The sequence below is a fragment of the Flavobacterium cutihirudinis genome (assembly GCF_003385895.1).
Classification (GTDB): domain Bacteria; phylum Bacteroidota; class Bacteroidia; order Flavobacteriales; family Flavobacteriaceae; genus Flavobacterium; species Flavobacterium cutihirudinis.
On sequence record NZ_QRDQ01000008.1, the window covers coordinates 865,853 to 892,055 of the forward strand.

Annotated in this window: 23 protein-coding genes; 6 read left to right on the forward strand and 17 right to left on the reverse strand. The window is 32.9% G+C overall.

Annotated features, from left to right (window positions below; translation table 11 throughout):
* Window positions 1-76 precede the first annotated feature (76 nt).
* From BD847_RS09465 to BD847_RS09475, 3 genes are all read left to right on the forward strand, one after another.
* Window positions 77-2,548 carry a bifunctional UDP-N-acetylmuramoyl-tripeptide:D-alanyl-D-alanine ligase/alanine racemase gene (locus tag BD847_RS09465; protein WP_115888028.1) on the forward strand — a complete coding sequence of 824 codons (2,472 nt, stop codon included), beginning with the start codon at window positions 77-79 and terminating at the stop codon, window positions 2,546-2,548.
* A 199-nt stretch (window positions 2,549-2,747) separates the two neighbouring features.
* Window positions 2,748-3,122 (forward strand): large conductance mechanosensitive channel protein MscL, encoded by a 375-nt coding sequence (gene mscL, locus BD847_RS09470; protein WP_026727040.1) that lies wholly within the window; start codon window positions 2,748-2,750, stop codon window positions 3,120-3,122.
* Window positions 3,123-3,297: 175 nt separating this feature from the next.
* Window positions 3,298-4,287, forward strand: a complete 990-nt coding sequence (locus BD847_RS09475) for an aspartate-semialdehyde dehydrogenase (RefSeq protein ID WP_115888029.1) — start codon at window positions 3,298-3,300, stop codon at window positions 4,285-4,287.
* A 328-nt stretch (window positions 4,288-4,615) separates the two neighbouring features.
* Here BD847_RS09475 and BD847_RS09480 read toward each other — a convergent pair whose 3' ends face one another.
* From BD847_RS09480 to BD847_RS09510, 7 genes are all read right to left on the reverse strand, one after another.
* The gene (locus tag BD847_RS09480) at window positions 4,616-4,933 is read right to left on the reverse strand and encodes a 2Fe-2S iron-sulfur cluster-binding family protein (protein ID WP_115888030.1); all 318 of its coding nucleotides are present in this window, start codon (window positions 4,931-4,933) and stop codon (window positions 4,616-4,618) included.
* A 60-nt stretch (window positions 4,934-4,993) separates the two neighbouring features.
* Window positions 4,994-5,473 (reverse strand): hypothetical protein, encoded by a 480-nt coding sequence (locus BD847_RS09485; RefSeq protein WP_115888031.1) that lies wholly within the window; start codon window positions 5,471-5,473, stop codon window positions 4,994-4,996.
* A gap of 214 nt (window positions 5,474-5,687) precedes the next feature.
* Window positions 5,688-5,927: a NifU family protein gene (locus tag BD847_RS09490; RefSeq protein WP_026727037.1), complete on the reverse strand. Its 240-nt coding sequence runs from the start codon at window positions 5,925-5,927 to the stop codon at window positions 5,688-5,690.
* A gap of 99 nt (window positions 5,928-6,026) precedes the next feature.
* Window positions 6,027-7,160: an Mrp/NBP35 family ATP-binding protein gene (locus BD847_RS09495; RefSeq protein WP_115888032.1), complete on the reverse strand. Its 1,134-nt coding sequence runs from the start codon at window positions 7,158-7,160 to the stop codon at window positions 6,027-6,029.
* A gap of 270 nt (window positions 7,161-7,430) precedes the next feature.
* Window positions 7,431-9,863 carry an ABC transporter permease gene (locus tag BD847_RS09500; protein ID WP_115888033.1) on the reverse strand — a complete coding sequence of 811 codons (2,433 nt, stop codon included), beginning with the start codon at window positions 9,861-9,863 and terminating at the stop codon, window positions 7,431-7,433.
* 123 nt (window positions 9,864-9,986) lie between these two features.
* Entirely contained in the window at window positions 9,987-10,694 is a 708-nt protein-coding gene (locus BD847_RS09505; RefSeq protein WP_115888034.1) for an ABC transporter ATP-binding protein, read from the reverse strand.
* A gap of 133 nt (window positions 10,695-10,827) precedes the next feature.
* Complete coding sequence (locus BD847_RS09510) at window positions 10,828-12,072, reverse strand: efflux RND transporter periplasmic adaptor subunit (protein WP_115888035.1); 1,245 nt, start codon at window positions 12,070-12,072, stop codon at window positions 10,828-10,830.
* A gap of 158 nt (window positions 12,073-12,230) precedes the next feature.
* Here BD847_RS09510 and BD847_RS09515 point away from each other — a divergent pair, with 158 nt between their 5' ends.
* Both BD847_RS09515 and BD847_RS09520 read left to right on the forward strand, forming a co-directional pair.
* Window positions 12,231-13,586 (forward strand): sigma-54-dependent transcriptional regulator, encoded by a 1,356-nt coding sequence (locus BD847_RS09515; protein WP_115888036.1) that lies wholly within the window; start codon window positions 12,231-12,233, stop codon window positions 13,584-13,586.
* 190 nt (window positions 13,587-13,776) lie between these two features.
* Entirely contained in the window at window positions 13,777-15,102 is a 1,326-nt protein-coding gene (locus tag BD847_RS09520) for a sensor histidine kinase (RefSeq protein ID WP_115888037.1), read from the forward strand.
* A gap of 185 nt (window positions 15,103-15,287) precedes the next feature.
* Here BD847_RS09520 and BD847_RS09525 read toward each other — a convergent pair whose 3' ends face one another.
* The 5 genes from BD847_RS09525 to BD847_RS09545 all read right to left on the reverse strand — a co-directional run bounded on the left by BD847_RS09525 (window position 15,288) and on the right by BD847_RS09545 (window position 19,566).
* Window positions 15,288-15,614: an MGMT family protein gene (locus BD847_RS09525; RefSeq protein WP_115888038.1), complete on the reverse strand. Its 327-nt coding sequence runs from the start codon at window positions 15,612-15,614 to the stop codon at window positions 15,288-15,290.
* Between the two features lie 172 nt (window positions 15,615-15,786).
* On the reverse strand, window positions 15,787-16,425 hold the full coding sequence (locus BD847_RS09530) for a LysE family transporter (protein WP_115888039.1): 639 nt from the start codon (window positions 16,423-16,425) through the stop codon (window positions 15,787-15,789).
* Between the two features lie 41 nt (window positions 16,426-16,466).
* Window positions 16,467-17,144 (reverse strand): tRNA (guanosine(46)-N7)-methyltransferase TrmB, encoded by a 678-nt coding sequence (gene trmB, locus BD847_RS09535; RefSeq protein ID WP_115888040.1) that lies wholly within the window; start codon window positions 17,142-17,144, stop codon window positions 16,467-16,469.
* A gap of 285 nt (window positions 17,145-17,429) precedes the next feature.
* On the reverse strand, window positions 17,430-18,812 hold the full coding sequence (locus BD847_RS09540; RefSeq protein WP_115888041.1) for an ammonium transporter: 1,383 nt from the start codon (window positions 18,810-18,812) through the stop codon (window positions 17,430-17,432).
* A gap of 262 nt (window positions 18,813-19,074) precedes the next feature.
* Entirely contained in the window at window positions 19,075-19,566 is a 492-nt protein-coding gene (locus BD847_RS09545; protein WP_115888042.1) for a nuclear transport factor 2 family protein, read from the reverse strand.
* Window positions 19,567-19,825: 259 nt separating this feature from the next.
* Between BD847_RS09545 and BD847_RS09550 the strand changes: the two genes are divergently transcribed.
* Window positions 19,826-20,497, forward strand: coding sequence for a hypothetical protein (locus tag BD847_RS09550; RefSeq protein ID WP_115888043.1), 672 nt, complete (start codon window positions 19,826-19,828; stop codon window positions 20,495-20,497).
* A gap of 147 nt (window positions 20,498-20,644) precedes the next feature.
* Here the strand turns inward: BD847_RS09550 and BD847_RS09555 are convergent, their stop codons facing one another.
* The 5 genes from BD847_RS09555 to BD847_RS09575 all read right to left on the reverse strand — a co-directional run bounded on the left by BD847_RS09555 (window position 20,645) and on the right by BD847_RS09575 (window position 26,195).
* Window positions 20,645-20,959 carry an HPF/RaiA family ribosome-associated protein gene (locus BD847_RS09555; RefSeq protein ID WP_115888044.1) on the reverse strand — a complete coding sequence of 105 codons (315 nt, stop codon included), beginning with the start codon at window positions 20,957-20,959 and terminating at the stop codon, window positions 20,645-20,647.
* A gap of 134 nt (window positions 20,960-21,093) precedes the next feature.
* Complete coding sequence (locus BD847_RS09560) at window positions 21,094-21,765, reverse strand: hypothetical protein (protein WP_115888045.1); 672 nt, start codon at window positions 21,763-21,765, stop codon at window positions 21,094-21,096.
* Window positions 21,762-22,454: a hypothetical protein gene (locus BD847_RS09565; protein WP_115888046.1), complete on the reverse strand. Its 693-nt coding sequence runs from the start codon at window positions 22,452-22,454 to the stop codon at window positions 21,762-21,764. Before BD847_RS09565 ends, BD847_RS09560 begins: the two co-directional genes overlap by 4 nt.
* 1 nt (window position 22,455) lies before the next feature.
* Window positions 22,456-24,975, reverse strand: a complete 2,520-nt coding sequence (locus BD847_RS09570; protein WP_115888047.1) for an ATP-binding protein — start codon at window positions 24,973-24,975, stop codon at window positions 22,456-22,458.
* Entirely contained in the window at window positions 24,975-26,195 is a 1,221-nt protein-coding gene (locus tag BD847_RS09575; RefSeq protein ID WP_115888048.1) for a DNA cytosine methyltransferase, read from the reverse strand. The genes BD847_RS09570 and BD847_RS09575 overlap by 1 nt, the downstream gene beginning before the upstream one ends.
* Window positions 26,196-26,203: the final 8 nt, after the last annotated feature.

A 26,203-nucleotide genomic window follows, 5' to 3' on the forward strand; every position in this document is an offset into this window, starting at 1 on the left:
AGCGGCCGTTTTTTTAAGAAAATAACAACTTTTTTCTACTATTAATGTTTTAAATTTGACAAAAAGAATTTCTAAAATGAGCATAAATCTAAAAAGTCTTATCCCGGTTCTGGAAGCCAAATGGGTAGGTTCAGACGCAGATATCTTTGTTGATCATATTTCAATTGACAGCCGTTCACTGCAAAACGGATCTAAAACTTTGTTTATTGCCCTGTCAGGCGTTAATAATGATGCTCACTTATATATAGAAGAACTTATTGAAAAAGGAGTTCAAAATTTTGCCGTTCAATACATTCCCGAAAATGTAAAAGACAAAGCCAATTTTTTGGTGGTAAAAAACACTTTAAATGCATTGCAGCAATTTGCCGCTTACTACAGGAATTTATTCGATTTTCCTGTCATCGGTTTAACCGGAAGCAACGGCAAAACAATCGTAAAAGAATGGTTTAATTTCTTGTTAAGTCCCGATTATAATATTATCAGAAGTCCTAAAAGCTATAATTCTCAGGTTGGAGTACCGCTTTCTGTAATTGCGATAAATGAAAAACACAATTTAGGGATTTTTGAAGCTGGAATTTCTACTGTAAATGAGATGGAAAAGCTTGAAAAAATCATCAAACCAAATATTGGTATTTTAACAAGTATTGGTTCTGCCCATGATGAAGGTTTTTTAAATTTGGTTCAAAAGATTGATGAAAAACTACTTTTGTTTAAAGATTGTCCGATAATTATATATCAAAAAACAGAAGTTGTAGAATCATGTCTAACTCAGTTTGCAGCAGAATATATGATTCATCCCCGAAAACTTTTTTCGTGGAGTTTTACAGATAATTCTGCTGATGTTTTTATTCTGAAAAAAGAAACCAAAAACGAGTCAACATCCATTCAATATCAGTATAAAAATGAAATTTCCGATTTAGAAATTCCATTTAATGATTCCGCTTCAATAGAAAATGCTATTTCTTGTTTATTGGTTTTGCTTTATTTTAAATACGATTCCAAAACGATTCAAAACCGAATGAAAATGTTGTATCCGGTAAAAATGAGACTTGAAGTCAAAAACGGAATCAATAATTGCAGTATAATTGACGATAGTTACAGTTCCGATTTTCAGTCGCTTAAAATTGCTTTGGACTTTTTAGAAAGTCAGCAAAAAAAGAATGCGACAAAAACGGTTATTCTTTCAGATATTTTTCAAAGCGGGTTTTCAAATGAAGAATTATACTCTAAAGTTTCTCAGCTTATTTCAGATAATAAAATCAATCGGGTAATCGGCATCGGACCAATTATTTCGTCTTTTGCAGCGAAATTTTCGAATTGTATAACTTTTCAAAATACTGCCGATTTTATCAATGAAATAGAAAAGCTAAACTTTCATAATGAAACCATTTTGATAAAAGGCGCAAGATCTTTTCAGTTTGAAGAAATCGTTTCTTTACTTGAAGAAAAAACGCATGAAACGGTTCTGGAAATCAATCTGGATTCCATTAGTCATAACTTAAATTACTATAAATCAAAATTGGCCAATGATGTAAAAATCATGGTAATGGTAAAAGCTTTCGGTTACGGAAACGGAGGTTTGGAAATCGCAAAATTACTTGAACATCATAAAGTTGATTATTTAGGTGTGGCTTTCGCCGATGAAGGAATTTCGCTGAAAAATGGTGGAATCAAATTACCAATCATGGTTTTGAATCCGGAGTCGACAAGTTTTCCTTCGATCATTCAATACAAATTAGAACCTGAAATTTATAGTTTAAAAGGATTAAATGCCTTTTTGAAAATTGCCAGAGAAAAGAATTTAAAAGATTTTCCCATTCACATAAAAATGGATACCGGAATGCATCGTTTAGGTTTTGAAGAAAATACAATCGATGAATTGATTGAAACTTTAAGAAACAATTCGAGCGTTCGTGTTCAAAGTATTTTATCGCATTTGGCAACAAGTGACGATCCGAAACATTTCGGTTTTGTTGAAAAACAAATCGGTTTGTTCGAGAAATTATCGTCAAAATTAATGACGGAATTAAATATAAATCCAATTCGTCATATTTTAAATACTTCCGGAATCAGCAATTTCCCGAATGCACAATATAATATGGTTCGTTTAGGAATTGGATTGTACGGCGTTTCCAATGATTCGTCAGAACAAAAATACCTCGAGAATGTTGGAACTTTAAAATCAATTATTTCTCAAGTACGTACAATTCCAAGTGGTGACAGCGTAGGTTACGGACGTCGTTTTATGGCCGAAAAAGAAACAAAAATTGCAACAATTCCAATTGGTTACGCTGACGGAATTGCACGTTTATGGGGAAATGGAGTTGGTTTTGTAACCATCAAAAATCAAAAAGCCAAAATCGTAGGAAGCGTCTGTATGGATATGTTAATGGTCGATGTAAGTCATATAGATTGCAAAGAAGGCGATTCGGTGATTATTTTCGGCGAAAGCCCAACGGTTATTGAAATGGCTGAAGCATTAAAAACAATTCCGTATGAAATTATGACCAGCATTTCACAACGAGTGAAACGGGTGTTTTTCAGATAGAATTTTTAAACCATATAAGTTATATAAGTTCATTTTAGTTGAACTGCTTTTCTTTTTTTACTTAATTATATCATTTCGACAGCATCAAGCTTATGTTTCTTACATGACTTATATGGTGCAAAAGAGAAAAGAATGTGGTTTTTTCAAGAAAATTGCGTATTTTCGATACTCACTAATTATAAATGTAAATAGATACGATATGGGATTTTTTTCAGAATTTAAACAATTTGCAATGAAAGGCAACGTAGTCGATTTGGCTGTCGGTGTTATCATTGGTGCTGCTTTTGGTAAAATTGTCAGTTCATTTATCGAGAATGTTATTACGCCATTATTATTAAAACCAGCTTTAGATGCTGCTCATTTGTCGACGATCGAAGAATTAACAGCTTTTGGAGGTGTTAAGTATGGATTGTTTTTATCCGCTGTAATTAACTTTATAATTGTTGCTTTTGTTTTATTCTTGATTATTAAAGGAATAAACAAACTTAAAAAAGAAGAAGCTCCGGCTCCACCTGCGGGACCAACTCAGGAAGAATTGCTTACACAAATTAGAGATTTATTAAAAAATAAATAAGATATAATACCGCTACACTAAGTCTAACTTAACCGCCTTCTAAAGAGGCGGTTTTTTTACAAAATGTTTATTTTGTAACATTTTGTTATTTTTTGTGAATCGCCTTGTCAAGACTTTTATTATACTTATTTTTGCAGAACAAATTTGATTATAGAATTATTAAAAAATATAAATAATGAGAATTGCAGTTGTAGGTGCTACCGGAATGGTTGGCGAAATAATGCTTAAAGTTTTAGCAGAAAGAAATTTTCCTGTTACAGAATTAATTCCTGTTGCATCTGAAAGATCAGTAGGAAAAGAAATCGAATATAAAGGAACAAAATATAAAGTTGTTGGAATGCAAACTGCCGTAGATATGAAAGCTGATATTGCTGTTTTCTCTGCTGGTGGAGATACTTCATTAGAATGGGCTCCAAAATTTGCTGCTGCCGGAACAACAGTTATCGACAACTCATCAGCATGGAGAATGGATCCAACTAAGAAATTGGTTGTTCCTGAAATCAATGCATCTGTTTTAACTAAAGAAGATAAAATTATTGCAAACCCAAACTGTTCTACTATTCAGATGGTATTAGCTTTGGCTCCTTTGCATAGAAAATATAATATTCAGAGAATTATTGTTTCTACTTACCAATCTATCACTGGAACTGGTGTAAAAGCGGTAAAACAATTAGAAAATGAGTATGCAGGAATTCAGGGTGATATGGCTTACAAATATCCAATTCACAGAAATGCTATTCCACATTGCGACAGTTTCGAAGAAAACGGATACACTAAAGAAGAAATGAAGTTAGTTCGCGAAACTCAAAAAATTCTTGGTGATAACACTATCAGAGTAACTGCTACTGCAGTTCGTGTTCCAGTTGTTGGAGGACACAGCGAAGCAGTAAATGTTGAGTTTACAAATGATTTTGATGTAAATGAAGTTCGTGAAATTTTACACCATACAGATGGAGTAGTGGTTCAGGATAATTTAGATACATTCACTTACCCAATGCCATTATACGCTGAAGGTAAAAATGATGTTTTTGTTGGAAGAATTCGTCGTGATGAAAGCCAGCCAAACACATTAAACATGTGGATCGTTGCTGATAACTTAAGAAAAGGTGCTGCAACAAACACGATTCAAATTGCTGAATATTTAATTCAGGCAGGTTTGGTATAAAACTGAAAGATTAAAGAAAATTGTTATAAAGAAGAAGCCGTAATTGCAAATTGTAATTACGGCTTTTTTGATTTTTCTGTGCACACTCCGACGGGTTTTTAAACTTCAAAGTTTTGTCATTTCGACTGAAAGGAGAAATCACACAAGAAGCTCCGCAATCAAAATCTTCAATCTTTGTCGAGTTACGTGTGTGATTTGCTTCGCCTATTCGCTATCGCTCGGGTCTCCTTTCAGTCGAGATGACAAGATCGCGTTTAAGCTTTTAAGACATGTAACAATTTAATGGATAATAAAAAAGGCGAGAATTAAATTCTCGCCTTTTTTATTATTAATATTCCGGAGCCAGTTCTAGTTCCAGTCCTTCTAATTCTACTGTAATTGGTATCTGACAGCCTAAACGACTATTAGATTTAACATAAAATGCTTCCGAAAGCATGGCTTCTTCTTCATCTCCCATTTCTGGTAATGCAACATCATTAAGAACATAACATTGGCAGGAAGCACACATTGCCATTCCTCCACATGTTCCTTCAACAGGAAGTTCATATGCTTTGCATAATTCCATTACATTCATTGCCATATCAGTGGGAGCTTGCAATTCGTGTATAACTCCTTCTCGATCTTTAATCTTTATTAATACATCCATTTTTAAATTGTGGAATTTTATTGTCAGGATTTTCTAAACGTGAAAAAATCCTTTACGTAATTAACTTGTTGGTTTAGTACTAAAAGCGTACTCCTTTCTGCTATTATCTTTTAAATGCATTTTTACACCAAGTATACTGTCTCCTTTTTCAAGAATTGTAACAATCGCAATTACAGAATAGTAATCTCTATCAGACTGAAAGATCAATGTTCCTTCGTAAGTTGAATTTAAGACACCTTGTTTGTCTGTTGTTGCAGAAACTTTTCTTGGATGCGAAAATTCAGCTGAACTGTAAGTTGCTTTGTTTGCAAATTTTCCTTTTCCTTCAACAAAATCATAAAGAAAATCATAATTTCCAACTCTCAAAGTTCCTGGTTCATCATTAGGATTAATTGAGAAAACAATACGGCCGGCATAAGAGAAATCACTCCATTCTTCAGCTTCATTTACCCAGGCTTTATCAACAATAACGGTTTTGTTTTGAGCATAATTTGCAGTTGCAAAAAACAACAATAATAACAAAGAGTAAAATTTCTTCATAGTTTTAAGATTTAGGGTTATGATACAAATTTAATTAAATATGTAATAATTCGTTAACCAAATATCTTAAAACTTTATATTGTTTTTTGTTAAATTCGCAAAATCATTCAATATTTTGATTGTTTTTATTAAAAATTAAAGAAGAAACAATCAAAAGAAATATTATTCTTGTTAATAATTCAGAGCGATGTGTGCGTGAAAAACAGCAATATCTTTACATTATATTAACCACAGTTTCAATTTGTGGTGCATATTTTTTGATTGTTGTTTCGACTCCGGCTTTTAAAGTCATCTGATTTACGCTGCAGCTAATGCATGCTCCTTCAAGACGAACTTTAACGTGCTTGTCTTCATCTATAGAAATAAGCGTAATATCTCCGCCATCGGACTTTAAAAATGGCCTTATTTCATCTAAAGCCAATAAAACGTTATTTGTTAATTCTTCTGTTGTCATAATTTTATCAATTAGAAAATGTGTCAATTAGAAAATTAGATAATTTGCATACAGCATAATAATTATCTAATTATCTAATTATCTCAATTGTCTTATTTATTAGTTCTTTTTCGCAGCTGAACAACCTGCCATGGTTGTTATTTTTATGGCTTCTGTTGCTGGTAAGCTTTCATTTCTGTTTACTGTTTCCTGTACAACATTTCTCGTAATGGCTTCAAAAACAGTTTCAATTACTGAAGCAGTTTGTAAAGCTGCAGGGCGACCAAAGTCTCCTGCCTCGCGAATAGATTGTACAATAGGAACTTCTCCTAAAAACGGAACGCCTAAATCTTCAGCAAGGTTTTTAGCTCCTTCTTGTCCAAAGATATAATATTTATTGTCAGGTAATTCTTCTGGAGTAAAGTACGCCATATTTTCAATAATTCCCAAAACAGGAACATTGATCGTGTCTTGCATAAACATAGCAACTCCTTTTTTAGCATCAGCAAGTGCTACGGCTTGCGGAGTACTTACAACAACTGCACCGGTAATTGGCAATGATTGCATGATAGAAAGGTGGATATCACCAGTTCCTGGAGGTAAATCGATAAGCATAAAATCCAATTCGCCCCAGTCTGCATCAAAAATCATTTGATTTAATGCTTTTGCAGCCATAGGTCCTCTCCAGATTACGGCCTGACTTGGTGCTGTAAAAAATCCGATTGAAAGAATTTTAATTTCATAACTTTCAATTGGTTTCATTTTTGATTTTCCGTCAACAGTTGTCGAAACCGGTTTTTCGTTTTCAACATCAAACATAATTGGCATAGAAGGGCCATAGATATCAGCATCTAAAACACCAACTTTAAAACCCATTTTTGCTAATGTAACGGCAAGATTTGCTGTTACTGTAGATTTTCCAACTCCTCCTTTTCCAGAAGCAACGGCAATAATATTTTTGATTCCAGGAATTGCTTTTCCTTTTATTTCATTAGGATTTTCCTTAGCTTCAACTTTAATGTTTACTTTAACTTTAGCTTCTGGAGATATCAAATCATGAATTGTTTTTTTGATATCGTCTTCAGCTCTTTTTTTGATGTGCATTGCAGGTGTGTGTAATACTAAATCTACTACAACTTCATCACCAAATGTAATCACGTTGCTAACAGCACCGCTTTCCACCATATTTTTTCCTTCTCCTGCTATGGTGATAGTCTCCAGAGCTTTAAGAATTTCTTTTCTATCTAATTTCATTTTTACTGTAAGGTTTTCTATTGATGAAATTCATTTAAGAAACTATGTTAATTTAAACTCATTTCAGACTGCAAAGATAACAGTTTAAGTTCGGATTCTTGCCCTTTTTAAATCGTATTTATTGATATTGAAATTATTCAAAATGATACTATTTTAATTTAGAGAACAGAAAACGGAAAGAAATTACGCAAAGAGGATTCTTTATTCTGAAAAAACAAACCCGCCAAAAGTTCTAATTTTGGCGGGTTTGTAAAAAAAATGGTCTACAAGTTATTCGTATTTTAAATATTTCAAAATGTCCATTTTTGTTACCTGATAAGCTTTTGTAACAACAATAAGCAGCGTTAACAAAATCAATGAAATTAGTGAAACAGTGAAAGGAATTACAGAAATATTAACTCTGTACGCAAAATCTTCAAGCCATTTTTGTAATAAAATATAAGCCGGAACAATTCCTATTGCAAATCCTAATAAACAAAATAAGAAATATTGTTTGGATAGCTCTCTTAGTAAAATGTCGGTTTCTGCACCCAAAGTTTTTCTAATTGCAATTTCTTTCAGTCTTCTTTCCATCGAAAATGATGCCAAAGCAAACAATCCGAACACGGCAATTATAATTACAACTAAATTCAGGATAAAGAATAGATTTTTTTGCTTCACTTGTTCTTCATATGTTTTTGCAAATTCTTTGTTTACAAAATCATAACTAAAAGGGTAATCCGGATTTACATTTTTCTCCCAATAGCTTTTTAATCCAGCCAGCGTTTCAGACAAATTATTTGGCGAAACTTTTACCAGAACTTTGTTAAAGTTATTCCATTTTAAGGTTTTAAGATTAATAAAAACCATTGGAGAAACCTTATCTTGTAAATTCGTCAGGTTAAAATCTTTTACAACACCTACCACTTTAAATTTTAAATTATCGCTATTTCCAATACTCCATCCTGATGTAATCATTGTGTTTACTGGGTTTTTAAGATTCAGCGTTTTTGCAAGTGTTTCGTTGATAAGCATCCCGCTCACTGTGTCCGAAGCAAATTCAGGAGATAAATCACGTCCCTGAAGTACTTTGATTTTCATCATTTCGAGGAAACCAAAATCCATTTCGATATTCTTTGGTTGTACAAAAATTCCGTTGTGTTTAAATCCAGAACTTGAGCCAGAATTGCCTCCAAAAGTACCGGCAAATGTAGTAACATCAACAACTCCCGGTATTTTTTTGATTTCTTGTTTGGCAACCAAATAATCTTCAGTTTTCCTAAGTCTGTCTTTTGTATGGAAAGTAACCGAAAGAACCTGATCACCGCTAAAACCCAAATCCTTGTTCATCATAAAACTAACCTGCGAATTGACAATCAGTGCGCCAATGATAAAAAATGCAGCGATTCCGAATTGAAAAATAAGCATCGAATTTCGGATCCAGATTCCGCTTTTGCTTCTGGAGAAATTACCTTTAATTACCTTTAATGTTTCAAAATTTGAGATATAAATAGCAGGGAAAATACCCGCAAGAACGATTACTAATCCAAATATAAAAATGAGCTGCAGGTAAAATTCGCCGCCATTCATAGTCAAAGTTTTTCTCAAAAAGGTATTATAATAAGGCAATGAAAGTTCTACAATAGCCAATGCAAAAACAATTGCAAGAAGCACAATTATTGAAGTTTCAAAAATGAATTGTAAGATGATTTGTTTTTTTGTTGCGCCTACAATTTTGCGCACACCTACTTCTTTAGCACGTTTAATTGCCGATGCAGTTGCCAGATTGATATAGTTTACCAATGACAAAACTAAAATCAGAACCGATAAACCGATCATAATATAAAGCAGTTTTAAGTTTCCGGCTCCTTCAGGAAAATCCTGTCCTCCAGAACTTTTTGTGCTATGTAAACGTGATGTTTTTAATTGATCCAGTAATACCCCGATTTCACCATTTTCTTTTAGGTATTGTTCTACGGTCATACCGCTTGCTTTCGCATCTTTTACGGTTCTGTTTACAAAAGTTACATTCTGCATTTTCTTTCTAAGAACGGTAGCATCAGTGCCTTTTTTTGCTTTAACCATCAGGGCATAATTAAAATTTCCCCATTGATCTTTATCTCCATCACGCTTGATGCCGCTAAAAACATAATTTGGTTCAACTGATGAAGGTTTAGTTACGCGATAAACCGCTTTTACGATAAAACTTTTATTGATGTAAGAAATAGATTTTCCAATTGGATCATCATTTTTGAAAAGCAATTTTGCCTGATCTTCCGATATAGCAACGCTATTTTTTTCTTTTAAAATATCCTTTTTTGCACCTTTTATAATTTCGAAAGGGAAGAAGTCAAAAAAGTTTTCATCAGTATTGGTGATTTTTTTATCGAGTACGATTTGATTTTGATATTTAATAGCGCCTTCATCGTACCAGTTATAGAGAAAACAAATTTTTTCAATTTCAGGAATTGTAGCTTTACAGGTTTCGCCAAAAGGAATTGAGCTAGTTGCCCAAATATCGCCTGTTGTGCCAATTTTGTTCAGAACCATATAAACGTTCTCCTTTTCAGGATTCCATTGATCGTATGCTTGTTCGTTGTTCCAATACAAAATAGCGAAAATCACTCCGGAAATCCCGATGCTCAATCCTAGAACATTCAAAAACGAAAACAGTTTGTTTTGTTTTAAATGATAAATAAATATTTTAAACCAGTTAGAAATCATGGTGTTAGTTTTATAGTTACGTCAGGTTTTATTAAACCAATTTTTTAAATAATAGCCCATATTTTGCAGACGAATTCTACCAGAATTACAATTGCTGCTACGATAAATTTTATCATCTTTTTTTTATTTAGCGTCCATAAAAACATCCACATTTCTCTGGTTTAATCTCTCAGAGAATATTACACCGTCTTTCATATGAATCGTTTTTTGCGAAAACGAAGCGTCATAATCAGAGTGGGTTACCATTAAAATTGTTGCGCCTTTGGCGTGCAAATCCGTTAAAAGTTCCATTACTTCATTACCGTTTTTACTGTCTAAGTTTCCAGTTGGCTCATCGGCAAGAATGATTTTTGGATCATTTACCAAAGCTCTTGCAACGGCAACTCTTTGTTGTTGTCCTCCCGAAAGCTGTTGCGGAAAATGCTTCAATCGGTGCGAAATATTTAATTTCTCCGCAATAGCTTCAATTTTTTGTTTTCTGTCCGATGCTTTAACATTGTTGTAAAGCAAAGGCAATTCGATATTGTCGTAAACTGAAAGTTCGTCGATTAAGTTGAAATTCTGAAAAATGAATCCGATATTTTCCTTACGAACCTTTGCTCTTCCTTTTTCTTTAAGACCAATCATTTCCTGACCTAATAAAGTATAACTTCCGTCTGAAGCGCTGTCCAAAAGACCAATGATATTTAATAAAGTCGATTTTCCACAACCTGAAGGTCCCATGATAGTTAAAAAGTCACCTTTTTTAATTTCTAGAGAAACACCGCTCAATGCTGATGTCTCTACTTCTTCTGTTCTAAAAACTTTGGTTAAATTTTGAATTGTTATCATTTTTGTAAAGGTGTTAAATGTTGTTGATTGTGTTTTTTGATTGATGATTGAAACTTTTATAATTGTGAATTATTAATTGTAAATTGTGAATTGACTGCTGAAAATTGAGACAGCGACTGCGACTGAAAACCGTCTACTGCGACTGAATAGAAAGCTCCTCAATATCCTTATAATCAGAATACGATGAAGTTACTACAGATTCGCCTTCCTGTAAGCCTTCCAGAACTTCATAATACGAAGGGTTTTCTCTTCCTAGTTTTATGTTTCTTCTTTCGGCTTTATTTCCTTTTACTACAAAAATCCATTTTCCTGCAGTTTCCTGATTGAAGCTTCCTTTTGGCAAAACCAATATTTTATTTCGTTCAGATAAAATCAGTTTTACTCCAAAACTAAGTCCGTCTTGTAACGCAATATTTTCTTTTGAAGTAAAAGCCAATTCTACAGTAAAATGTCCGCTTTTTACTTCCGGAATTACTTTGGTAACAATAACTTCAACCGCTTTTCCTTTAAATTCTACCTGACCTTTTAAACCTTCGCGAAGTTTTTCCAAATAAAATTCATCTACATCGGCAGCGAGTTTATAGCCACGTTTTGAATCAATTTTCCCTATGCTTTGACCTGCCTGAAAATTTTGTCCTAAGACAGCTTCAAAGGAAGTCAATCGACCAGTTTCTGGAGCGGTAATCAAGAAATTCTTCTTGTTATTTCTCAAAATATCCAAACTTTTTTCCATCGTCTGAATCGAGCGGTTAATTTGAGAAATCTGTAATTGGTTCGATTGTTTTTCTTTCTGAATACTCTGCTGGATCGTTCTTTTTCGTTCTTCCTGAAAACGAAGGTTTTCTTTAAAAGTATTCCAGTCGTTTTTCGAAATGACATCTTTATCATATAATTTCGAATTCATATCGTACAATCTTTTGGCGTCATTATAATCATGCTCGATTAAAACCAAATCTTTGTTCAAGTTCAATTCCTGATTTCTGATGTTTAGTTTTCCGGTATTCAAATTGTTGATTTGCTCGATAATTGCAGTTTCCTGAGTCAGATAATTCAACTCAGTATTCGGATTGTACAATCGTGCAAGCGATTGTCCTTTGGTAACCATTGCGCCGTTTTCGACAAAAATCTCTTTTACAGATCCTCCTTCAGTAACATTTACAAGCATTACGTTAAGCGGTTCAACTTTGGCCTGAAAAACAACAAAATCTTCAAAAAAAGCTTTTTCTACTTTTTGGATCGAAAGTTCCTCGGCTTTTACATTTAAACTTCTTTTAGTGTTAAACGAAAAAAAGACGATTACGGCTAAAGCTAAAAAAACTCCAATTGCTATTGTGAGATATCTAAATTTTCTATTTTTACGAGGAATTACCTTATCCATTTTTTAAATAATTTACTGATTACCAATAGGTAAATACTGTGCCACAAAATTTATAATTTGTAAAGCATTGATTTTAAAGAAGCTTCTAAAAACGACCTAAAAAGAGAGTGTTCGATAATGAACAGTTGACCGTTCAAAATCGGACAAAAAAATAACGCATGAGAAAAAAACAAGCCCAAATATTAATTGTTGACGATCAGGAAGAAATCCTTTTTTCGGCAAAAATGATTCTCAAAAAACATTTTGAAACGATTTTTACTGAAAATAGTCCTAAAAAAATCATTTCTGCTTTAAGCGAAAATGACATAAATGTGGTTTTGTTGGACATGAATTACCGAATTGGGTTTGAAGACGGACGCGAAGGAATTCATTGGCTGAAAGAAATTAAAACACTTTCTCCAAATACAATTGTGATTTTAATGACTGCTTTCGGGAAAATTGACACCGCTGTTGAAGGAATAAAAATTGGTGCTTTTGATTATGTTTTGAAACCTTGGAACAACGAAAAATTAATCGAAGTAATTGATAAGGCTGTCGCCGAAAGCCGAAAAAACAATAAAAAACCGGTTGTTGAAAAAATCGAAAAAAGATATTTTACAGGAACTTCCCAAAAAATAAAGCAAGCGTATTCAATTGCCGAAAAAGTGGCGAGAACTGATGCGAATGTTTTGATTTTAGGCGAAAATGGAACCGGAAAATATGTTTTTGCAGAGTTTATTCATCAGAATTCAGAACGAAAAAATGAACCTTTTGTGCATGTTGATTTGGGTTCTTTGAGCGATAATTTATTCGAAAGTGAACTTTTTGGATACGCAAAAGGCGCTTTTACTGATGCAAAAACCGATACACCGGGAAGATTTGAATTGGCGCAAAACGGCACTATTTTTCTGGATGAAATTGGTAATATTCCGCTTCATTTGCAATCCAAATTATTGCATGTTTTGCAGACAAAAACAGTTACGCGTTTGGGCGAAAGCAAAGCAAGACCTTTAAATGTCCGAATCATTTCGGCAACTAACAATGATATTAAGGCTGAGGTAAAAAACAAGATTTTCAGAGAAGACTTGCTGTACCGAATCAATACGATGGAAATCAATTTGCCGCCTTTGCGCGAACGAAAAGATGATATTATTCCGATGGCGAATTTTGTTCTGAATCAGATTGCTGAAAAATACAATCATGGTCCCGAAACTTCGGGATGGCGTTTTGATGAAAATGTTGCGCCATATTTAGAACGATATCCGTGGAAAGGAAATGTCAGAGAACTGGAAAATAAAATCGAACGCGCGCTAATTTTAGCCGATAATAATACCATTTCTGTTCACGATCTTGATATTTTAGATTTTGAAGAAATTCAGGAAAATGACGAAAACCCTTTGTCTGAATTGGAAAAAACAGCAATCGAAAAAGCACTTTTCAAACATCACGGAAACATCTCAAAAACCGCCGAAGAATTAGGTTTGTCAAGAGCCGCGCTGTATAGAAGAATTGAGAAGTACGATTTGAAGAATTAAGGGAAAAGAAGCAAGAGCCAAGAATCAAGATTTTTTTTGCCACAGATTAAAAGGATTAAAAAGATTTTTACTTTGTTTAAATTTTAGTTTCACGCAGATTTTGCAGATTCAGCAGATAAAAAAATCCCTTTAATCCTTTTAATCTGTGGCCAGAAAAAAGAAAAGCCGTGGCAAATAAAAAATATAATAAATGAAAAACTGGAAATTTTATAACGCTTTGTTTGTGAGAGTTTTGTTTGTAATGATGCTCTTTTTCTTCTGCGTTTTTCTTATTTATAAAATGTTTTATTACAACGCACTTTTGGTTGGCATTTTTGTTCTTATAATGTTGGCCGAAATGTATTTTTATGTAAAAAATCAATTGCAATTTTACGACAGAACTTTGCTTTCGATTTTGCAGAATGACTTCACAACAAATTTCCCTGAAGAAAATAGAAAAGACAATTTTGAGAGTTTGTATCTTTTGTATGAAACGCTGAAAGTGCAGCAACAAGAGCAAATTTCGAAAGAATTGATTTATCGCTCGCTTTTAAATAATATCGACAGCGCCGCTTTGATTTTGGAAAAAGAAAACGACGATTGGAACATTTTTTTAATGAATGATTGTTTTTCGGATTTATTTAAAGTGCCAAAAGTAAGTCATTGGAAATACCTTAAAAATTATCTTCCGTCGCTATGTTTTGAAATTGAAAAAACAGATTTCAGCGAGTTAAAATCGGCTATTTCGATAAAAATTGAAGAGCAAGATTTACAGACTTTTATGCTTCAGACTTCGAGAACGCAAAGTTATAATAGAGAATATTTTATTGTATTATTGGATAGTATTCAGCGTGTTATAGAGAAAAAAGAGAAAGAAGCCTGGATTAATCTAATGAAAATTATTTCGCATGAATTGATGAATTCATTGACGCCAATTCGTGCGCTTTCGCAGAATTTACTTCACATTGTCGATCAGGAAAAATTAGAAGAAGACGATTTTGATGATATCAAAAGCAGTATATCGACCATTATTAACCGAAGCGACCATTTGCAGGTTTTTGTTGAAAATTATCGAAAATTGGCCATGTTGCCAACGCCAACGAAACAAATGACGTCGATAAATGCACTTTTCGACGATTGTTTACGAATTATGAGTCCGATTTTAAAATCTGAAAATATTGAATTAATTAATGAAATTCATAGTTCACGTTCTATTTTAATTGATAAAAACCAAATGGAGCAGGTGATTATTAATTTGATTACAAACAGTATTCATGCGTTGAAAGAAAAGTCAGAAAAGAAAATGTACGTATCAAGTTATACAGAAAATAATCGCTTTTTTATCTCGATTTCCGATAACGGAAAAGGAATTGATGCAGCTATTCAGGACAAAGTTTTTCTTCCGTTTTTCACCACCAGAAAAGACGGCGCCGGAATTGGTTTAACGCTTTCAAAAAATATTATTGAAGCGCACGGTGGCTATTTAAGCTATCAAACCGATGAAGATAAAACGAGTTTTGTGATTTGCTTGATTTAAGTAGGTTTGCCACAAAGGCGCTAAGACGCAAAGATTTTATCGTAGAGGCGCACTGCAGTGCGTCTCCGCAAAGAGAATAAATACAAATCTTTTCATTTTACGACAATGTCATCCTGAGTAGAGCCGAAGGTCTGTTGACTAAAAAAGGTTTCAATTTTGCTGAGCCTGACAGATAAGATTCATCTCTAGCCCTGAACTTCAGGCTGCCAAAAGTGTTTTTCGAAATCTACAATTTGATTATCGACTACTTTAATTCCTTCACTTTCTAAAAGCTGTTGCATTAGATTGGTTCCGTCAAAATGAAATTTCCCTGTCAAAAGTCCTTTTTGATTTACAACTCTGTGCGCCGGAATATCATCCATATTATGAGAAGCATTCATTGCCCAACCGACCATTCGGGCAGAACGCGCGGCTCCTAAAGCTTTCGCAATAGCGCCATAAGAAGTGACTTTTCCGTATGGAATTTGTCTGGCCACTGCATAAACTCTTTCGAAAAAATTTTCTTCAGCCATAGTGTTGTTTTCTTTGCCACAAATTACACTAATTTTCACAAATTATTTAATTGTATTAAAGCTATGCGATTTTTTTGTTATTGGGTATGCGAATCTAAAAACAAGTAATTCGTGGAAATTAGTGTAATTGCTACGTCTGTTCGTTATGGCTCGAGTCGTGGCAAACTAATCTTTACCCGAAATAATAATTCAGAATATTAAAAAGCGTTGCAAGAGCGACTAAACCAGTAATACTCCCGATAATCGTATTCATATTACGCATTAGGTAATCTGTTTTCTTTTCGATTCTTCCAAAGAAAACGATGTAACTGTACAAAGCGGCAAACGAACCTAAGACCGAACCAAGAACAAAAGTGAAAATAATATTGTTCTCAAATACAAAAAGTTGATAAGAAGCTAGCGTAACACTTACAACAACATAATAGGGAATAGGGAAGAAGTTCAAACCAGAAAGAAGCATTCCGAGAAAGAAACGACTTTTTCTACTGCTTTTTTTGATTTTAGATTTCTTTTTGGTTTGCGGTTTTTTGGCAATAAACAAAAAGTAAATTGTCAAAATAGAGAAAATTACAAAACCAACTTCACGCAATAAAGTCACAATATCCGGGCGATTGTCAATCACACGGGCAAATAAAACCGCTACCGAAACCTGAAAGAAAATAACCAGAAGAGCACCAATAACAAACCAGAGTGCATTTTTTTTCCCCTCTTTCATGTTTATTTTTGCAGCCGTCATATTGAGTAAACCTGGCGGAATAATCCCAATTGCAGCTGCAATAAAGCCCGAAAGTAATGGAGTAAATATTGCCATTCAGTTGCTAGATCAGTTAGTGTACTTGTTTTAAAATTAAATTAGTCTTTAATTTTAAAACGAATATACGTAATTGCCTTGTTAATTTCTAAATATTGTTTTTCGTAAAAAGTCTGAATTGAAGTTACAACTTCAGGACTTCCTTCGTTTTTGTAGACGTTATGATTGGCGTACAATACCTCGTGTCCTTCACCATGCAATAAACCAAGTGTGTATCCGTGCATGAATTCACTGTCGGTTTTTAAGTTTACGACACCGTCTTTTTTAAGGATTTTTTTGTATAATTTCAAGAACTCAGAATTGGTCATTCTGTGTTTTGTTCTTTTGTATTTGATTTGCGGATCTGGAAAAGTAATCCAGATTTCGTCAACTTCGCCTTCAGCAAAAATATGATTGATCAACTCGATTTGAGTACGAACGAAGGCAACATTATGAAGTCCATCTTCAACAGCAGTTTTAGCACCACGCCAGAAACGAGCACCTTTAATATCAATTCCGATAAAATTTTTGTCTGGGTATTTTTCAGCTAATCCAACAGAATATTCTCCTTTTCCGCATCCTAATTCTAAAACTAATGGATTGTCATTTTTAAAGAAATCAGAATTCCATTTCCCTCTTAAAGGCATTAAATTGCCTACAACTTCTTCTCTGGTTGGTTGAAAAACGTTTTGAAATGTTTCGTTTTCTCTGAATCTCTTAAGTTTATTTTTACTTCCCACTTTTACAAAAATTTTCCGCAAAATTAAGGAATATAAACGAATGGATAAGATGTAATTGGGGTTTAATTTTTTTTGCCACAGATTTCACAGATTAAAAAGATTTTTTTCTGTATAAAATCATTTTTTCAAAATATACTCCGTTAGGAGTAAAATGTTGGTAGAAAAAAGCAAATAACGCAAAAAATGTCCCGTAGGGATTATATATTTAAAAAGTTTTCCGCCACGAATTCACGAATTATTTTAAAATGAAAATTCGTGAATTCGTGGCGGAAAAAAAAAATATTTTTAACCGTAATGTGGCTCAGTGATCGCTTTTGTTTTTGGATCAAGCGTTTCATCGTGTTGTGATAAATCCAATCCGATGTGTTCTGATTCTTCTGAAACTCTCAAAGGAATAATGAAATTGGTTACTTTAAACAAGAAATAAGCTCCGAAGAAAGTGAAAATTGAAACTAAAACCAATGCCATCATATGATGTGTAAAAACATTCCATCCGCCGTGAAGTAAGCTTGCATTTTCGCCATGAGCAAAAATTGCAGTCAAAATCATTCCCATAATTCCACCAACGCCGTGGCAGGCAAAAACGTCAAGTGTATCATCAAATTTCTTAGAATATTTACAGTTTACAGCTGTGTTAGAAACCAAAGCCGTTATAAATCCGAAAAACATACTTTCAGGAACCGATACGAATCCGGCAGCAGGCGTAATCGCAACCAAGCCCACAACGGCACCAATACACGCGCCAAGAGCAGAGACTTTTCTTCCGTTCATTCTGTCGAAGAAAATCCAAGTCAACATTGCAGCAGCAGATGAAGTTGTTGTTGTGGCAAAAGCCATAGCTGCAGTTCCATTGGCCGCAAGAGCCGATCCCGCGTTAAATCCGAACCAGCCAAACCATAACATTCCTGTTCCTAATAATACAAATGGAATATTAGTTGGAATATGCTGGCTGTTTTTTCTTTTTCCTAAAACAATAACTCCGGCCAAAGCCGCGAAACCAGAACTCATATGCACTACAGTTCCTCCGGCAAAATCTTTAACTCCAAAGTAACTTCCTAAAATACCCGTTGGATACCAAACGGCATGACATAAAGGAGCGTATATAAAAATCGTAAATAAACTAATGAAAATTAAATACGATATAAAGCGAACACGTTCTGCAAACGAACCCGTAATAATTGCCGGAGCAATAATGGCGAATTTCATCTGAAACAAAGCAAAAAGCATAAACGGAATCGTACTTGCAAGTTGCTTATGAGGCAAAACGCCCACATAATCCATAAAAGCAAAAGTCGTCGGATTTCCGAAAAAGCTATAAAAATGATCTCCGGAACCAAAGCCAACCGGTTCTCCAAAAGCAAGACTAAAAGCAACTACAACCCATAAAAGAGTAACAACTCCAAGACAGATAAAACTCTGAAGCATGGTTGAAATAACATTTTTCTTGCCCACCATTCCACCATAAAAGAAAGATAATCCCGGTGTCATAATTAAAACCAGACAAGAAGAAGTCAGCATCCAGGCAACATCAGCCGGAACAATATGATCTGTAGTGCCAAATTCAGACAGTACATAACTGTTTTCGGTCATGGTTGGCCAAAATGCTCCAGTAATACAAACAATGCTTATAATAATAAAGGAGATGATCCAGCGTTTCTCTATTTTCATTTTTCAAATACTTTATTGAACCCTATTTTTTTTGGGGTCAAAGTTAAAAAAAATTACACATTTTGATTTTAAGGGCTGTTAAAATAGTGGTTGTCTTTTTATTTTAGTCAATTTTGCAAATTATGAATGGGTTTTTTGAGAGTATTCAATTTTGAACTTCTAATTTAGGACTAATATTGTCAAAAGTGTTATAATTATTTTGATAATGCGCGTTGTAAAACGGTGTAAAAGTTATAATTATAAGAACAAAAGCAGATTATGTTTATTTTTTTTGAAGTTTTGCAATCAGTGCATCTTCGATTGGCGCTTTAATTTTTATTGCTGCTTCCACTTCGTCATTCGGAATCGTCATAGATAAAACATAGTGCTGAATTTTCCATTCTTTCCCCACTTTAACCAAAACTCCAGATCCGCGGCAGATTTTCATTTGCGTATCCAGTAATTCGTCAAACCAAGCAATTTTTTCGGTTTTATCAAAAAAGATATGACGTTCAAGGGCTTTAAAATTCCATGTTGTTCCTCTGTCAAAAAATGGTTTTGCCCATGTGTAGAAATCATCTTTTGTCCAGTTTTCGTTAGCATCAGTACCAATGTAAACTGCATCTGGTGTAAAGGCATTAAAATAATCATCTATTTTTGCTTCCGCAGCTGCTCTGTGCCAGGTATCCAAAGTTTGATTGATTTTGTTTTTTTCTGTTTTTTGAGCGTTAGCAAAAGAAGTAACCAATAAAAGAAGTAGGATTGTTTTTTTCATGATAAATATAATTTGAGTTTAAAGTTAAAGTTTTTCGATCATATAAGAAATAGAAGTGCATATTAATAAATACGTATAAATTTCTCGTAAAGGCGCGAAGGCGCAAAGTTTTTGCTTTAATCATCTTTGTTCGAAAAGCTTGATGGCTGAAATTTTGAAACACAGATATCCGAGGAACTTCGTGATAAAACTTAAATTATCTTACATTACTTATATGGTTTAAAATTTTTATATTTGAGAGCTTAAAATACCACAAATTATGAATCCGAAAATCTTTATAAGTTCGCTGGCAATTACTTCTTTGGTTTTTGTTTCTTGCAAAAAGGAATTAGAACCTCAGGAAAACACAGCAACATCTGAATTGGTTAGATTGGGACTTGCAAAAGACACTTCTAAAACTGCTACAGCTCCAGTTGTACAAACACAAACAACAAATCCGAATACGGTTTTAGGAGACACAAAAGGATTAAATCCTGCGCACGGACTTCCAGGACATCGTTGTGATATTGCTGTTGGAGCTCCTTTAAATTCTGCTCCGCCGCAACAAGGTCAGGTAACAACGACGCAGACAGCTCAAACTATTCAGGTAAATCCGAATCAGAAGAATGTGGTTACGACAACTGCTGCGCCCGTAAAAGTGGCCAAAGGAATGAATCCGCCACACGGACAACCGGGACACAGATGTGATATCGCTGTTGGAGCGCCTTTGAATTCGGCACCGGCACAAGCTACTGCTGCCGCGTCAACCACACAAAGCGGATCAGTTACTAAGAATTTTACTGTAACTCCGCCACCTGCAAATAATAATGCAGTTCCGGCCTTACTAAGCACCGAAACAACGCAAACCGTAGCCGAAGGAATGAATCCGGCACACGGCCAACCAGGACACCGTTGCGATATTGCAGTAGGAGCACCACTTCCAAAATCGTAAGAAGAAGTCACAGAGTTACAAAGTGACAAAGGCACAGAGAAACTTCACCTTTGTCACTTTGAACCTTTGCCACTCTGCACCTTTTCAAAATAGATAAAAAAAAAGACGTTTCATTTGAAACGTCTTTTTTTTTATCTATTTTGAAATTTAAAAAGCTTTTTGCTTTTCGAAAGTTGTAGTCAGTGATTTTTTGATTTTGCTTAAAGCACCGTTAAAGGCTTTTTCCAGTGTATCGGCGTGTTCTGTTACAGTGATTGGCTGCAATTTTTGCGGACGTACTTCGATTACACATTTTTTGTCCTGCAAACTAAATTTTTCTCCATTTTCATCCCCAAAGTGAACTTCAATGCGGGTAATTTTGTCTTCAAAACGTGCTAAACCTTTTTCTAATTCTGCTGAAAAGTAGCTTTCTAATCTTGCGTGTCCATCAATGTTTTTGTCGGTGTTGATTTGAATCTTCATAACGGTTTAAATTTTTATGATTGTTTCTCAAAGCTATCTTTTTTGACGGAAAAAGGCAAGGGAGTTAAGGAAAGATTATGAAAAATTTTGCTTAGTTTTTGGTTATTCCCAATACGATTAAGTCTATGTTAAATTTAGTGGTTTTTATTTAAAAAAATCATTCCATCAACCATATCGTTTAACATTTTTCCTAATGGTAATTTCCCTTTATTGGGTGATTCATTATATAAATTTATAATTTTTTTATTTATACGAAGCTTAATTCTATTGTAAAATTGAATTATTGATAAATTTCCCATGACATAATCTTCCAAAGAAAATTTCATCACATCAATAATTGCTTCTTTAAATAACTCTATGTCTTTAGCAGAGACATCATTAAGTCTTTCGGGGTCGTCATGGTGCTCAATTTCTTCATAATCAGTAATTAGGTTTGGGAAGCCAATTGCGCTTTGTATATTACATTCTTTAAAATAGGATTTAAGATATTGATTTGATCTACAGGATAAAATCATGACATTTTTTTCTGAGAAAATTTTTAATTGCTTTTCAGTAATAAATTCGTGGTTTTCATAATCTTTAGTTACTGCTCCGCTTAGTCCTGTTGATGTCCCATGACCAAAAAATAAAATCAGTTCATTTTTATCAATAGTATGGATTAATTCAAAAAAAATAGAATGATCTTCTTGGGTTTTTAATTTTATCAAATTAATTTTAGAGAACTCTTTAATATATTCCGTAATTAAATTAAGGAAATCTGTAGAGCTATCTTCTGGATGAATTATATGTATTGTTCTTTTACTCATTTTTTAAGATATCCAAAATGAGATATTGCTAATTCGATTAACTTTTTTTTGAAATTAAGTGATGATGGGTCATTCAACGAAATCTTTTCAGCAATTTCATTAAAAGATAGTTCATTGTATATCTCAATTGCCGGATTAAAATAGAGGTCTTTATTTTCCAGAAGATATTCTACTATAAAATCATCTTCTTGTTCGCTTACTTTTTCAATAAAATTGACAATGTTTTTTTCAATATCTTCTCTTTTTGAAAAATCAACTATAGAAAGCTTAATTAAAGTTTTAAAACTAGTCCATGATTTATCAAAATCACTCTTTTCTTTATAAGAATCTAAATATTCTTGAACAATTTCAATTAATTCAGAAGAGTAAAGAATTTTGTTTGCTTTTCGGGTATTGTTGATATTGTTAAATTGCCTGATTATTTCAACTCCATCAATATTTTTATCATTTAGTTTGAAATCAGAAGCAACCATATGAAAACGTATAGTTCCATACTTCGCATTAAATTTATTTAATACCAATTTCATGTCAATTTCACCATTTTCATCAATTACATCATTTCCATCGGGAAGACCAACATATAGGGGAAAGCAATTTATAGAGATTCCTTTAGGTTTTGATAATTTTTCGATATCAGAAATCGTTTCTGTTAGGTCTTCATTATCAATAATTAGCAAATTTTTGGACATGTTATTTATATAATTTTGATATTAATATTTCAAATGATGCACCTTTGAGGAATTTGTTATTTCCAATAAAGGATATATTTCCTTTCATTTTAGATAATGTATTTCTAACGTAGTTTAGCCCTATACCGGATCCATCAGTTGTAGTTATTCCTAAATCAAAAATGACATCACTATTATTTTCAAATTTTGAAGAAAGACCTTCTCCATCATCAGAAAATATAATTTTTAAATCCAAATTTTCATCTTCAGTAATGTATATTTTTACATTTTTAGCTTTTGCTTTAAAAGAATTGGATATTAAATCATCAAGTACAAGTGAAATATCAAGAATGCTTATTCTTTTCCAAAAAGCTTCGGTTGTTGATTCTATAGAAAAAGCTATGTCATTGTCTTCAAACATAATATTGTATAGATCAAGATATTGTTCGATAAATTTTACAATATTTACATCTTGGTAATCTGAATTAGCTTTAAAATTAGCTCTTGTAATTAGATTAGATATTTTAAGAGCTTTGTCAGAATTGTATATTATTGTACTAAGCCATTTAAGCGCTTGTGTTCGTTTTACAGTGTTTTCTAAAAAAGCATCATATAAGTTTTGAGCATTTTGTTTTGATTTTTTACTTGTTTGTTTTACATTATGTATTAGGCCTTTTGCATCTTCACTTAAAGTTCTTTTCGAAGTTAACAAATAAGTGTTTTTTTCTTTTTCTAAAGCTAGTTCGTCTGCAATTTGTTTTGCTTTTTCTAAAGCTGCATTTTTTATGTCTTCGGCTTCTTTTAATTGTTTTTCTAGTTCTTCTTTTTGAACTTTTATTGAAGTTAAATTGTTCTCCAGCTCGGATTTTAATTTTTTTAAATCGTCATTCTCTCCAATTGATTTTTCAAAATCATTTAGCTCATCTTGAGACTTTGTTAGCTTGCTCAAAAAATCTTGAAGTTGATTAGGTTTGAGATTCTTGTTTTTCAACTCTTCTAATATAAATTCTAAGTCGTTGTTAATTTTATCTTTTTGTTCGTCGATTAGATCAGAGACAAAGTTCTTATTTATGGTGAGTTTAATAAGCTCTTCTTTTTTTGCATCAATAATATTGTGGACAACATTATAAATACGTTTATTACGAGTCAAAGAATCTTCCGAGTATCTTTCTTTTGATTCATCCCATTTGACATTATTTAGTATTTCTTGTTCTATTTTAATTGTATTTTTTTCAAGAGTACTATCCCAATTAATGCCTTCAACAACAAATCGTTCTAATCTTCTAAAGGTTTTGTAAAAGAAACCAAAAGGACTGGTACTTTTTGCCAACTCATTGTAAATAGCATTGTTTATTAATCCAGATCTACTAGAAATTACTTTGAAAACACCATCTTCATCATCTATTGATACATCGTCATTGTCTTTTACTTCAATACGACCAATAACTTCACGAGTTCCTAAATATCTATTTCTTCCTTGTCCTTTTCTAATTTCCATTCCTAACCAATCATCACCATAGTCACCGTAGGGAGGAATCCTAAAACCATTAATGAATAATGAAATTGATCCAAAATCTATTGGGCGAATTCCTGTTTGTTTTGTGAAATAAGCTTTCGAATAGGTATTTAGATAATAAATATGTGTTTTTATATTTCGCAGTAAACGAAATCTATTTTTTTCGACTAAAGTAAAGATCGTGTTTCCTCTATCTTTTAAAATTGTAATTAAATAATCACCATCTTTACTTATTTTGGATTGAATGCTGGTAACTTTAAAATTTAATTTTTCAAATATTTGATTCTTTACAATACCATTAATTTTTTCATAATCAGGTTTGTTTTTTTCAATATTAATGTATTCAGAGGCGTTGATAATTATGTCAAACTTTAGAGAGCTATAATTTTGATTGGGATTTATTAATCTCTCAAGTTGTCTTTTTAAAGATAGAATTTTTTGATAGTCCCATTCCTCTCTTAATGATTTGATTTCTAATACGGTTCCAGATTCAAAAGATTCTATATTGGTTTTAGTAAAGAAATCATCTTTGTCTATTTCTATTAAATCAAATTGTATATCTTGAATGTTTAAATTTATATCATCTTTACGTTCGAATTCAATCCAATTTATTGATAATTGCTTATAATGAAGATCTTTTTTTTGTTTAGTATAAATAGTTAGGTATTTACCTAATCGATCACAAGAGAATCTTCCAACTCCTTTGTTCCCAGCAAGTGTTCTTCCATATTCTTCTTTTTTTTCTTTTTTTTCGGAATAAGCAATATTGAGCCACTTGTTTTCAATGTCAAATTGTGACATTCCTTTTCCTATATCTGAAATAAGGATTTTGGACTCATTGCTATTTTTGTATGATTTTAGGTTAGAACCATGAATTACATTCTTGAAGATTATATCGACTTTCTTTGATCCAGCATCAAAGGAGTTTTTAACTAATTCTAAAACAGCTATGTTATCATCAGTAATTAAATCTTTACCAATGATGCTTTTGAGTTCTGCATTTGTTCTAAAGCTTACTTTGGCCATTAAATTAATTGTTTTAAAATCAAGCCACTTTGTTCACTAAATAATGGAGGAATTGCATTTCCAATTTGAGTATATCTTGGCACTTCTTGTATCCGTCTTTTTCCGCCTGTGGTATATTTCCCTTGAAAAATATACCAATCTGGAAATGATTGAATACGCGCATATTCACGAACTGTCAAGATTCTTGGTTCAGAATAATGAATATAATCATCTGGAAGAGTTGTGATTGTAGGAGTTTTGTCAAATCCGTTTAAAGGGATTACGGTTCTTTTTTTAATATTATATTTTTCCTGAATAATTTTGCTGACATTAAAATTTCTTCTTTCAATGGAAGTCTCCTCAAGAATATTTTTAAATCGAGTGATTATTTCAGTAGAATGTTTTGGAAAACGATGGCTATCTGCGATTTTATTTTCAATTCCTACACGCATCAACTTTTGATAATTTCCTTTTTCTTTTCCATAAACACCAGAGTGAAAACTTGGATATTCTGGAGTTTCTTTTAATCCATGTTTTTGAAATAAATCGGAAATAGCATCCTGAAGATTTGTTTCTATATCTAATCCTTTTTCTTTTAAAAAATCAAAACGATTGTTTTTTAAGGAATCAAAAAAGCTTTCAGCTTTTTCTTGAGTTGCATTTGAAAGTGTTTTTTTTATTCCAACAAGAATAAAACGAGTTCTCTTTTGAGGAACGCCATAGTCACCAAAATTGACTAATTGCCCTTTTACAAAATAACCTGCTTCATCAAGTTTTTGTGTAACTTGAGAAGAATAAGCAATTCCTTTTTCTCTGTTTTTTTTGAATTCCATTGTAAAGCCTTTTACATTTTCGAAGAAAATAATTTTAGGCTCAACAATTTTCACAAAATTGATATAGGAGTTTATAAGGTCGTTTCTTAAATCAAATTCATTACGTTTTCCTGCCATTGAAAAACCTTGGCAAGGCGGTCCTCCCGCAATCATTGTCACTTTTCCTTTTAGTTTTTCTAATTTAGAAGCGTACTCATCCAGTACATTATTAATCTCATGTGCCTTTTGAGGAAGCCAAGTTGGCCAAGTAAAATGATTTTTGTTTTTTACTAGATTGTGTTCAAGTGTTTTAAAAGCATCGGGGCTTTTTTCAATAGCAAAAAGACCTTGCCATCCTGCTTGATGCAACCCTAATGATAATCCTCCACAACCTGCAAAAAGGTCTATGTAAGTAAATTTATTTTTCATTAAAAAAC

Excerpts from the sequence above, each read along its gene's own strand:
- BD847_RS09475 (WP_115888029.1), top strand. The coding sequence starts at position 3,298 with ATGAGAATTGCAGTTGTAGGTGCTACCGGAATGGTTGGCGAAATAATG.
- BD847_RS09505 (WP_115888034.1), bottom strand. The coding sequence starts at position 10,694 with ATGATAACAATTCAAAATTTAACCAAAGTTTTTAGAACAGAAGAAGTA.
- BD847_RS09515 (WP_115888036.1), top strand. The coding sequence starts at position 12,231 with ATGAGAAAAAAACAAGCCCAAATATTAATTGTTGACGATCAGGAAGAA.
- BD847_RS09550 (WP_115888043.1), top strand. The coding sequence starts at position 19,826 with ATGAATCCGAAAATCTTTATAAGTTCGCTGGCAATTACTTCTTTGGTT.
- BD847_RS09575 (WP_115888048.1), bottom strand. The coding sequence starts at position 26,195 with ATGAAAAATAAATTTACTTACATAGACCTTTTTGCAGGTTGTGGAGGA.
- BD847_RS09480 (WP_115888030.1), bottom strand. The coding sequence starts at position 4,933 with ATGGATGTATTAATAAAGATTAAAGATCGAGAAGGAGTTATACACGAA.
- BD847_RS09545 (WP_115888042.1), bottom strand. The coding sequence starts at position 19,566 with ATGAAAAAAACAATCCTACTTCTTTTATTGGTTACTTCTTTTGCTAAC.
- BD847_RS09500 (WP_115888033.1), bottom strand. The coding sequence starts at position 9,863 with ATGATTTCTAACTGGTTTAAAATATTTATTTATCATTTAAAACAAAAC.
- BD847_RS09495 (WP_115888032.1), bottom strand. The coding sequence starts at position 7,160 with ATGAAATTAGATAGAAAAGAAATTCTTAAAGCTCTGGAGACTATCACC.
- mscL (WP_026727040.1), top strand. The coding sequence starts at position 2,748 with ATGGGATTTTTTTCAGAATTTAAACAATTTGCAATGAAAGGCAACGTA.
- BD847_RS09560 (WP_115888045.1), bottom strand. The coding sequence starts at position 21,765 with ATGAGTAAAAGAACAATACATATAATTCATCCAGAAGATAGCTCTACA.
- BD847_RS09570 (WP_115888047.1), bottom strand. The coding sequence starts at position 24,975 with ATGGCCAAAGTAAGCTTTAGAACAAATGCAGAACTCAAAAGCATCATT.
- BD847_RS09565 (WP_115888046.1), bottom strand. The coding sequence starts at position 22,454 with ATGTCCAAAAATTTGCTAATTATTGATAATGAAGACCTAACAGAAACG.
- BD847_RS09465 (WP_115888028.1), top strand. The coding sequence starts at position 77 with ATGAGCATAAATCTAAAAAGTCTTATCCCGGTTCTGGAAGCCAAATGG.
- BD847_RS09525 (WP_115888038.1), bottom strand. The coding sequence starts at position 15,614 with ATGGCTGAAGAAAATTTTTTCGAAAGAGTTTATGCAGTGGCCAGACAA.
- BD847_RS09485 (WP_115888031.1), bottom strand. The coding sequence starts at position 5,473 with ATGAAGAAATTTTACTCTTTGTTATTATTGTTGTTTTTTGCAACTGCA.
- BD847_RS09555 (WP_115888044.1), bottom strand. The coding sequence starts at position 20,959 with ATGAAGATTCAAATCAACACCGACAAAAACATTGATGGACACGCAAGA.
- BD847_RS09540 (WP_115888041.1), bottom strand. The coding sequence starts at position 18,812 with ATGAAAATAGAGAAACGCTGGATCATCTCCTTTATTATTATAAGCATT.
- BD847_RS09490 (WP_026727037.1), bottom strand. The coding sequence starts at position 5,927 with ATGACAACAGAAGAATTAACAAATAACGTTTTATTGGCTTTAGATGAA.
- BD847_RS09530 (WP_115888039.1), bottom strand. The coding sequence starts at position 16,425 with ATGGCAATATTTACTCCATTACTTTCGGGCTTTATTGCAGCTGCAATT.
- BD847_RS09520 (WP_115888037.1), top strand. The coding sequence starts at position 13,777 with ATGAAAAACTGGAAATTTTATAACGCTTTGTTTGTGAGAGTTTTGTTT.
- BD847_RS09510 (WP_115888035.1), bottom strand. The coding sequence starts at position 12,072 with ATGGATAAGGTAATTCCTCGTAAAAATAGAAAATTTAGATATCTCACA.